Below are 8,077 nucleotides of genomic sequence, written 5' to 3'. Positions count from 1 at the left end.
GGGTGGGCGGGGCGCACGCCTATCACCAGTTCCATCCGGTGTCGGATCCGCCGGTGGAGCATATCGACGACATCGTGCTCAACGCGCGCACGTTCTTCCACCGATGGGGGCGGTGGCCGATGATCGGATGGCTCGATGCCTTTGCGGCCCGCGGCCTCGTCGAGTTCGACGGTGCGGGGATTCGCCGCACCGGCACCTGAGCCCCGGACAGCAGTGAGGGCGACCGGCAGTTGTGCCGATCGCCCTCACTGGGGTAGAGCCTTACCGATGACGATCCGCCGCTAGTGGGCGGGTCGGATTATCCGCCGGTGATGGGGGAGTTGAACGTGCACGGGATCTTCCGCGAGGGGAAGCCCTTCGGATCGAGTGCGTTCTTCACGATTCCGATCGCGCGAGGCGAGACGGAGATCGACAGGTGGTCCGACAGGTCGATTCCGCAACCGTCCTGCAGGGTGACGTTCTTGACCGTGGCACCGGGGCCCGCGGTGAGGAACGTCGTCTTGTACGGGGTGACGACCTCGTCGTACTTGGTGCCGATCACGGTGTAGTTGATACCGGGGTCGGTGTCACCGCCGACGGCCAATGCCTTGACCAGTGGCGAGTCGATGACCTGGTCCGAGGCGGCAGGGCCTGCGATGGCACCGACGACGCCGAGCACGTTCAGGCCGAGGTTGTTGATGGTACGACCCAGGGTGCCGATGCCGACGAGGGTGGTGCCGTGGTTGGACCCGGCGACGCTCACAACGGTGTTGACCTTGTTCTGCGACGGGTCGGCCGGGTTGGCACCGCCCTCGAAGCGAAGGTACTGACGGGTGACGAGTCCACCCTGCGAGTGACCGACGATGTCGACCTGAGCGGACCCGGTGGCGGCGCGCACAGCGTCGATGTAGGTCGCAATTTCCTTGGCGCTCGAGGCGACGGAGTCGGTGCCGCGAAGCGATTTGAGGTGACCGATGGCGCTGGAGTCCGTGTCACCGTAGTTCAGCGCGAAGATGCAGTAGCCCTCCTTCTTCAGGGCGGGCGACATGCGCGAGAAGTTGTTGAATGCGTTCTCCCAGGTGCCGTGCAGCAGAACGACGGGACGCGGGTGAGCTGCTGACGGCTTGCAATTCCAGTCGTTGGCACCCTGCGGCGCGACATCCGGGTTCACGATGCTGTAAAGGAAGCCGGCGATGAAATTGGTGAAGACCGGTCCGTAACCCTTCGTCTCGGCCTTCGGATCGTAGGTGCTGGTCGCAGGAGCGGCGGAATCGATGCTCGGAGGCTCGATACCTTGGTCAGTGGCCTTGGGCGACGCCTCGGTCGGCTCGGGCGGAATGACCTCGTCACCCTGGATGGTGGCGGGCGGACTGGGTTCGGTGACGGGCTGGGCATGGGCCGCAACCCCGGTACCGAGAGCAAGTGAGCACGCCATTGCCGCGATCATCGCAGCGCGCACCGTGGTTGCCTTTCTCGTTGCGCTGAAGGTGGACCGAGTAGTGGTCATTGAGCCTGACTTTCGACGAGGTTGCTTGGACAAGTCGGTACGGTAGGCGCGCTTTTGCGTCGTTTGGGGCCCTCTGTCCGGCGTTTGGAATTTGCCTGCACCGGGAGTGCCAATCGTGAGGCAAGGTCACAAAGTGGCGTGCCCCACGTGAAATTGCGGATGTACTGCCGGATATATTGCGCAAAACAATCCGCAGGTTTGATTTGAGTTCTACGATCGGTGGGTCTGCTCACCCGTTCGGTCGACCGACACGGGAGGCAGTCGAGCGACGGACATGGTCCGATGCTGAGCACAGCGGGCATCGGACCGGAGTTGACACAGACCTGGTGCAGGTTTCGAGTTCGAGGGGTGGGTCGGGTGACCGCGACGGAGAGTGTGCACGTTTCGCACGAGGGTTACGCCGGGGGGCGTCGTGCGTCGGACCGACTGCGCACGCCGCGCGAGACGGCAGCGCGGATGTTGGATCAGTACATCGGGGAACCCGAGGACACTCCTCCGCCACGCGATTGCGCCCGCGGAGAACTCGACGACATGACGACGACCTGCTGTGAACTTGCGGTAGGCGTCCTCGAATCCGGTCGGCTACCCATCCCGGGTGCGATGGACATCTTTCGCGACGCGGCCACCCGCTGGGCCCGCGACGGAGTGCCGCTCGGACGCATCCAGCATGCGATCAACGAGGGCTGCACATCGGGACTGCGCAACGGGGCGCACGTCGTGGAGGAGAATTCGAGCGCGCCGGTGGTCGATGGAACCGTGTTGATCATGGAGCTCCTCGACGTCGTCACCGAATCCGTATCCGACGCCTACCTGGCAGAATTTCGCACACTGACGCAGAACGGCCCCCGTCACGACGCCGAACTGCTCGATGCGCTGCTCACCGGAGACGGCACGGCTCGCAAGATCGCCGATCGAATGGGAACGTTGCTCGCCGAGGACTATCACGTGGTCGCACTGCACTTCCCGCCGCATGCCGACGAAGGCGGCAGGCGCGGCGACGGTGCGATGATGGCGGCGAGAAAGTTGCGCCGGATTCATGCGGCGCTGGCGACGTACGACGGGGTCTCGGCCCCGATCGCCTCGATCAGCACCAACGGTGGAACCGTACTGATGCCCGCTGTCTCAGGAGTGGACGTCGAAGAGTTGGTGGAGCGGCTGGCCGAGGCGTCACAGGTTGCGGTCACGGCGACCACGGGTTCGGCCGCGGTCGACGACATAGCCGTTACCGCTCCGCACTTGTACGAACTGCTCAGTCTCGTTCGACGGCTGCGGTACGCACCGGGAACCTATCGGATGGCGGACCTGGTGTTCGAGTACCAAGTGAGCAGGCCAGGCTTGGGGCGCAAGCACCTCGTGACGTTGATCGATCCGTTGCGTGACTCGGTCGACCTGCTGCCGACATTGCACGCGTTCGTCGATTCGGACTCCAATCGGAAGAAGACGGCGACCTGGCTGACCGTGCATCCCAATACTGTCGACTACCGACTCAAGCGGGTGGAACAGCTCACCGGACTCGATCCGATGAAGCCGTCCGGACTTCGCCGATTGCATGCTGCCCTGATCGCCGACCGTCTCGAAGCACGTCGAGCCCCGGTCGACGAGCGACGGCTGTGACCGTTCCGGACGGTGCGGTGCTGGCAGCGTCGGCGGCGCTCGATTCGGTCGAGTCCGTTGCTGCGATGTTCCAGCCGGTCGTCGAGCTGTCGACCGGGAATGTCGTCGGGTACGAGGCGCTGGCCAGATGGCCGTCGCCGAGCCTTGCGCTCCCCGAGGACGTATTCGCCCTCGCCCGTGAGCGAGGCATGGTCGGACGCGTGGATGTGGCATGCCGAGCCGCTGCGTTGCGGGCAGCGCGCGAGCGCGCGTACGCGCGTCGGGTCCGGTTCTTTCTCAACATCGAACCGGGCTGTTTCGTCGACGAACGCGACGTCGGGGCCCACCTCGATGCCATCGGAGACGATCTGGATGTCGTTCTCGAGATCACCGAGCGTGATCTCGACCGGAACGTCCCGCTGTTGATGGCGCTGGTTCGAGGAGCGCGCGATCGCGGAATGGCGGTCGCCATGGACGATGTGGGCGCTACCCCGGCAACATTGCGGCTGCTGGACGCGGTGGCACCGGACATCGTCAAACTCGATTCGTCGATCGTTCGGTCGCCGTACCGGACGCGCGCTGCGATGCGTCAGGTGCGTTCCTATCTGCAGACGAGCGACGCAGTCCTGCTGGCCGAGGGGATCGAGACCCGTCGGCATCTGCGCCGCGCGGTGGCACTCGGCGCAACCATGGGCCAGGGCTGGCTGTTCGGCCGTCCGATGCCGCTTCCGGTTGCACCTGTCTGACCGGTCTGGCGTTGCGCCGATGGCCTGACACGAACCGACCCCGCACCCTTGTACGGCTGCTGAGCCTGGGCGCGGGGTCTGGACAGATCGACCGGACAGATCAGTTGGTGAACTTGTCCTTGATGTCGCTGGCGGTATCAGAGATGTCGTCGCCGACCTGCTTGGTCTTGCCCGATGCCTGATCCTTTGCGCCTTCGGCAGCAAGATCGTCGTTGTCGGTCTTGTGGCCGACCTTTTCCTTGGCGTCACCCACAAGCTCTTCTGCCTTGTGCTTTGCCTTGTCGATGAAATCAGCCATGCGAACTCCTCGAAGTCGATTGTTCTCTGTGTCCACGAGCAGCTATACCCGTCTGCGAAGGCGTCAATCATCGAAATGCGGGTTGTTCAGGTGTGATACGGGTAACCCGCCGCCATGGATTCGCAGACCGATGCACAGCACATGCCCGCGCCCGAACATCGACGTCCCAGTGGCGTGAACGATGCCACCGTGGCCGCCGCCGGGAAGGTGTCCGAGGCGCTCGAATGCGTCGAGCGCGCCCGTGGCCACCTCTATTCGTTCCATCAATTGATGGGTCACTCGGACCTGCTGCTCGGCGAGGCCGTCGGGGCCTTGTCCGAGGCCGGTCACGACGCCATTGCGCAGCGGATCGACGAGGACATGATCGGTAGGAACATTGCGCAGGGACGCTGGACGTTCCAGCTCGTCGAGGAATTCGACGACGGGTACTGGGGTCCGCTGCGCGAGCACGAACGAGCAGTTCGGGACGAGTTGATGGACGGACGTCGGCATGTATTCGAGGCCGAGATGAAGGAGCGGCGTCGATCGCACGGCCGCGCCGGTCACGAGGCCCGGCCGTCAGACTGACTGACAGACTGACTGACTGACACCGAGGGGGCTTCGAACTCGGGTAGGGCTTCGAAACAGCAGCGACCTCGCCTGTGAGGGCGAGGTCGCTCAGCGGTGTGACGTTCTAGCCGGCTTGCGTTGCCGCGTTCACTTCGCTGGAGGCATTGGCGGTGGACAGCTGACCACCGGAGTTCTCCAGGTGCGCACGGACGAACCAGTGGAAGAGCTCGAGCTGAGCGCTCTGGCCGATGAGCATGTCCTCGGTGATGGGGTCGATCTCGCCGACCTCCGCGATGTTCTTCCGGGTGGTCTCGATGACGCCGGTGTAGACCAGATCGAGAGCGCCGAGGTGCTCGATGGCGGTAGCTCGGCCGATCGAGTAGTCGTCCCACGAGCGTTCGGAAACGATGGTGCCAGGCGTCCCCTTGGCCGAGGAACCGAGCGTTGCAATGCGCTCGGCCACGTCGTCGGCGAACCCGCGAACTGCTTCGACCTGCGGGTCGAGCATCTCGTGAACGGCGATGAAGTTGGGTCCGACGACGTTCCAGTGAATGTGCTTGAGCGTCAAATGCAGGTCGTTGTATGCGTTCAGACGGTCCTGCAGGATTTCGGCGACGCGTGCGCCCTTGTCCGAGGTGAGTCCGGGAACGGTGTACGAGTTCTTTTCAGCCATGGTCACCGATTGCCCCGAGGCCGCAGAACACAAACATGCCCCGCCGAATCGAATCGGCGGGGCACGAGTGGTGTCGGATCAGGACTTGTCGAGCCTCGAGTGATCGGTACCCGAGGTCGTCGACGTGGTACCTGCCGAGGACGTTCCCTCCGTCGGGTCGACGATCGGGCTGTCGGCTGCGACTTCCTCGATCGGGTCGGCGTCCTCGTTCTCGGGTGGCGGATTCTTCAGGCTGAGGATTATCGAACCGGCCAGGACGGTGATGATGACCACCAGGCTGACCAAGGACGGAATTTCGGGGATCGAGGTGCTGATCACCTTGTGTCCGGCCTGCAGGATGAGCTTCACACCGATGAACGCGAGGATGATCGCGAGTCCCTTGGACAGGTAGTGGAACTTCTCGAGCAGTCCTGCGAGCAGGAAGTACAGGGCGCGCAGGCCGAGGATGGCGAAGGCGTTGGACGAGTAGACGATGAACGCATCGTCGGTCACCGCCAGAACCGCAGGGACGCTGTCGACTGCGAAGACCAGGTCCGCGGCTTCGATGGCCACGACCACGGCGAGCAGTGGCGTTGCCACGCGCTTGCCCGCCTCCTTGACGAAGAACTTGGTTCCGGCGTACTCGTCACGGACGGGCACGATCTTGCGAAGCAGTCGAACCGCGACCGATGTGCTCGGATCGTACGACTCTTCCTCGTCCTTCAGCAGCTTCCAGGCGCTGTAGAGCAGGATGGCTGCGAAGACGAACAGAACTGCGGCGAACTTGCTGACGATGGCCACACCTGCGGCCAGGAAGATCGCCCGGAACACGAGGGCACCGATGACACCGAAGAACAACACCCGGTGCTGGTACTCACGGGGAACCTTGAAGTATCCGAAGATCAGTGCGAAGACGAAGAGATTGTCCACGGACAGGCTCTTCTCCAACAACCATGCCGTGGTGTATTCGACGCCGGCAGTGGTGCCCAACGTGAAGAACACGACGATGCCGAAGACGATGGCCACACCGACCCACAGAGCGCTCCACCAGGCGGCCTCTTTGAAGCCGATGATGTGTGCACCGCGGTGCGCAAGCAGGTCGATTGCCAGCAGGATCAGGACGACGGCACCGAATGCCGCCCATGCCCACAACGGGACGCTCATCGGCTGACGCCCTCACTGGTGACTGTGCTGCCGAGCTTCTGTGTCGCTGCCATCTGGCACACGCTCCTTACATTGTCGTTCGTCGTGCAGGCTTGACTCCTGCGACTACTCCAGTGTGACTGTCGAGTTTCCTGCAGGCAGGGTCGTTATACGGACATGTTATGTCGCATTCCATTGCCGGTTTGCGGCAAGTTCGGTGCGCGGAAGGGGTTACGTACCCCGGCGGTTGCTCGGCCAGCCGATCAGCAACGCTCCGATCACGGCCGTGTGCAGCGCGAAGGCCTCGACGGGATTGCCGACATCCTGACCGGTCAGCTCTTCGATTCGCGACAGTCTGTACGTCACTGCGCGCACCGACAGATGCATGCGACGCGCGGTGGACGCGGAATTCGCGCCCGTGTCGAAGTACACCTGCAGTGTCTCCAACAATGGACCGGGACCACCGCGGGCAGCGAGCAACGGAGTCAGCAGCGTGTCGACCAGATCGGCGATGGCGGCGCGATCACTGATCAGCACTCGATAGACGAGCAGATCGCGGGCGTCGACCACCGGTGTGTCGAGTCCGAGCGAGGAGGCCAGGTCGAGCGCGTCGAGCGCTTCTCGATAGGACGTAGCCACGCCCACCGCCCCGCTTCGAGCGCGACCGAGGCCGAGCTGAGCCCTGCCGTATTCACCCTTGCGCCGTAGATCCACCGATTCGCCTGGTGTGCGAGGAAGCGTTCCCAGTGCACGTCCGGCCCGAGTGAGCACATGCTCGACGGCCTCGCGATCGGGTGCGGGGAACACCAGGATCAACTGGTCCCGCTTGGTCGTGACGAGCAATTCGGCGTCGCCCTTGCTGCCTTGCACGCTGCGCTCGACGACGCCGATGGCGGAGCTGGCATCGGTGAAGGGCGTGGTCGAGGTCACCACCGCTACCGCGTGCGGACTCGACAGGTCCAACCCGAAGGTCCGAGCGCGCTCGAGTACCCCGGCGATGTCGGCGGTGCCGGAGAGCAGATCGTCGACGAACTCGCGGCGGGCGAGCACCTCGGCCCGCACGAGAGTTCGGCGGGCGAGCTGAAAGCCCTCGGCGAGTTCGGCAACCGCATCGTCGACCGCACGCAGCATCACCTCACCCGCGGTGACGACGCCGGCAGGATCCTCGGCAGCGGCCTGCACCGCGGGCAATTCCCGCCACAGCCGCCATGCCGAGCTCAGATACAGGTCGAGCAACGCGCGCAACGCGACGCCTGCCCGAGCAGCAGTATCGCCCTGCCCGCGAAATTCGCGTAGTTGCTTGCGGCTCAACGGAACACCAGCATCGACTGCTTCGGCGAGAACGTCCAGAAAGTTGCCGAGAAGTGCGACGTCGAGTCCGCCTGCGTCCGATGCGGCCAGCGCAGCGACCGTGCCGAGCGGTCCCTCGTCCCGCTGTGTGGCCATGTGTTCTCGCATCTCCAATCCGACTGAAGGTCAATGGTAGGCAACAGCGTGAGCGGACGACAGTGTGGGCAGACGACAGTGCACCGCTCCCGACCCTGTCCGGGACACGCACGATCACACCGGGCGGCGTGTTCGGTATGCGAGAGGCACTATCTGGGAGCACA

General features: G+C 64.1%; 8 protein-coding genes and 1 pseudogene. 4 read left to right on the top strand and 5 right to left on the bottom strand.

Features of this window, described 5'->3' with window-relative positions; genetic code table 11:
* A pseudogene (locus J1M87_RS22200) lies at positions 1-200 on the top strand (glycosyltransferase family 2 protein); the annotation flags it as partial.
* A gap of 98 nt (positions 201-298) precedes the next feature.
* On the opposite strand, the gene J1M87_RS22195 reads toward J1M87_RS22200, so the two are convergent.
* Complete coding sequence (locus J1M87_RS22195; protein WP_206491947.1) at positions 299-1,486, bottom strand: triacylglycerol lipase; 1,188 nt, start codon at positions 1,484-1,486, stop codon at positions 299-301.
* A gap of 357 nt (positions 1,487-1,843) precedes the next feature.
* On the opposite strand from J1M87_RS22195, the gene J1M87_RS29315 reads away from it, so the two are divergent.
* Entirely contained in the window at positions 1,844-3,100 is a 1,257-nt protein-coding gene (locus tag J1M87_RS29315) for a CdaR family transcriptional regulator (RefSeq protein WP_206491946.1), read from the top strand.
* Positions 3,097-3,825 (top strand): EAL domain-containing protein, encoded by a 729-nt coding sequence (locus tag J1M87_RS22185; protein WP_307830903.1) that lies wholly within the window; start codon positions 3,097-3,099, stop codon positions 3,823-3,825. The genes J1M87_RS29315 and J1M87_RS22185 overlap by 4 nt, the downstream gene beginning before the upstream one ends.
* 100 nt (positions 3,826-3,925) lie before the next feature.
* Here J1M87_RS22185 and J1M87_RS22180 read toward each other — a convergent pair whose 3' ends face one another.
* On the bottom strand, positions 3,926-4,123 hold the full coding sequence (locus tag J1M87_RS22180) for a CsbD family protein (RefSeq protein WP_206491945.1): 198 nt from the start codon (positions 4,121-4,123) through the stop codon (positions 3,926-3,928).
* A 114-nt stretch (positions 4,124-4,237) separates the two neighbouring features.
* Between J1M87_RS22180 and J1M87_RS22175 the strand changes: the two genes are divergently transcribed.
* On the top strand, positions 4,238-4,690 hold the full coding sequence (locus J1M87_RS22175; protein WP_206491944.1) for a hypothetical protein: 453 nt from the start codon (positions 4,238-4,240) through the stop codon (positions 4,688-4,690).
* Positions 4,691-4,796: 106 nt separating this feature from the next.
* Here the strand turns inward: J1M87_RS22175 and J1M87_RS22170 are convergent, their stop codons facing one another.
* From J1M87_RS22170 to J1M87_RS22160, 3 genes are all read right to left on the bottom strand, one after another.
* Entirely contained in the window at positions 4,797-5,345 is a 549-nt protein-coding gene (locus J1M87_RS22170; protein WP_206491943.1) for a Dps family protein, read from the bottom strand.
* A gap of 78 nt (positions 5,346-5,423) precedes the next feature.
* Positions 5,424-6,488 (bottom strand): TerC family protein, encoded by a 1,065-nt coding sequence (locus J1M87_RS22165; RefSeq protein ID WP_206491942.1) that lies wholly within the window; start codon positions 6,486-6,488, stop codon positions 5,424-5,426.
* Positions 6,489-6,698: 210 nt separating this feature from the next.
* Positions 6,699-7,913: a CdaR family transcriptional regulator gene (locus J1M87_RS22160; RefSeq protein ID WP_206491941.1), complete on the bottom strand. Its 1,215-nt coding sequence runs from the start codon at positions 7,911-7,913 to the stop codon at positions 6,699-6,701.
* Positions 7,914-8,077 lie beyond the last annotated feature (164 nt).

Source organism: Rhodococcus sp. KRD162 (assembly GCF_017168335.1).
GTDB lineage: Bacteria > Actinomycetota > Actinomycetes > Mycobacteriales > Mycobacteriaceae > Rhodococcoides.
Note: the sequence above shows the minus strand (reverse complement) of the source record. Positions and strands in the feature narration are given on the sequence as shown.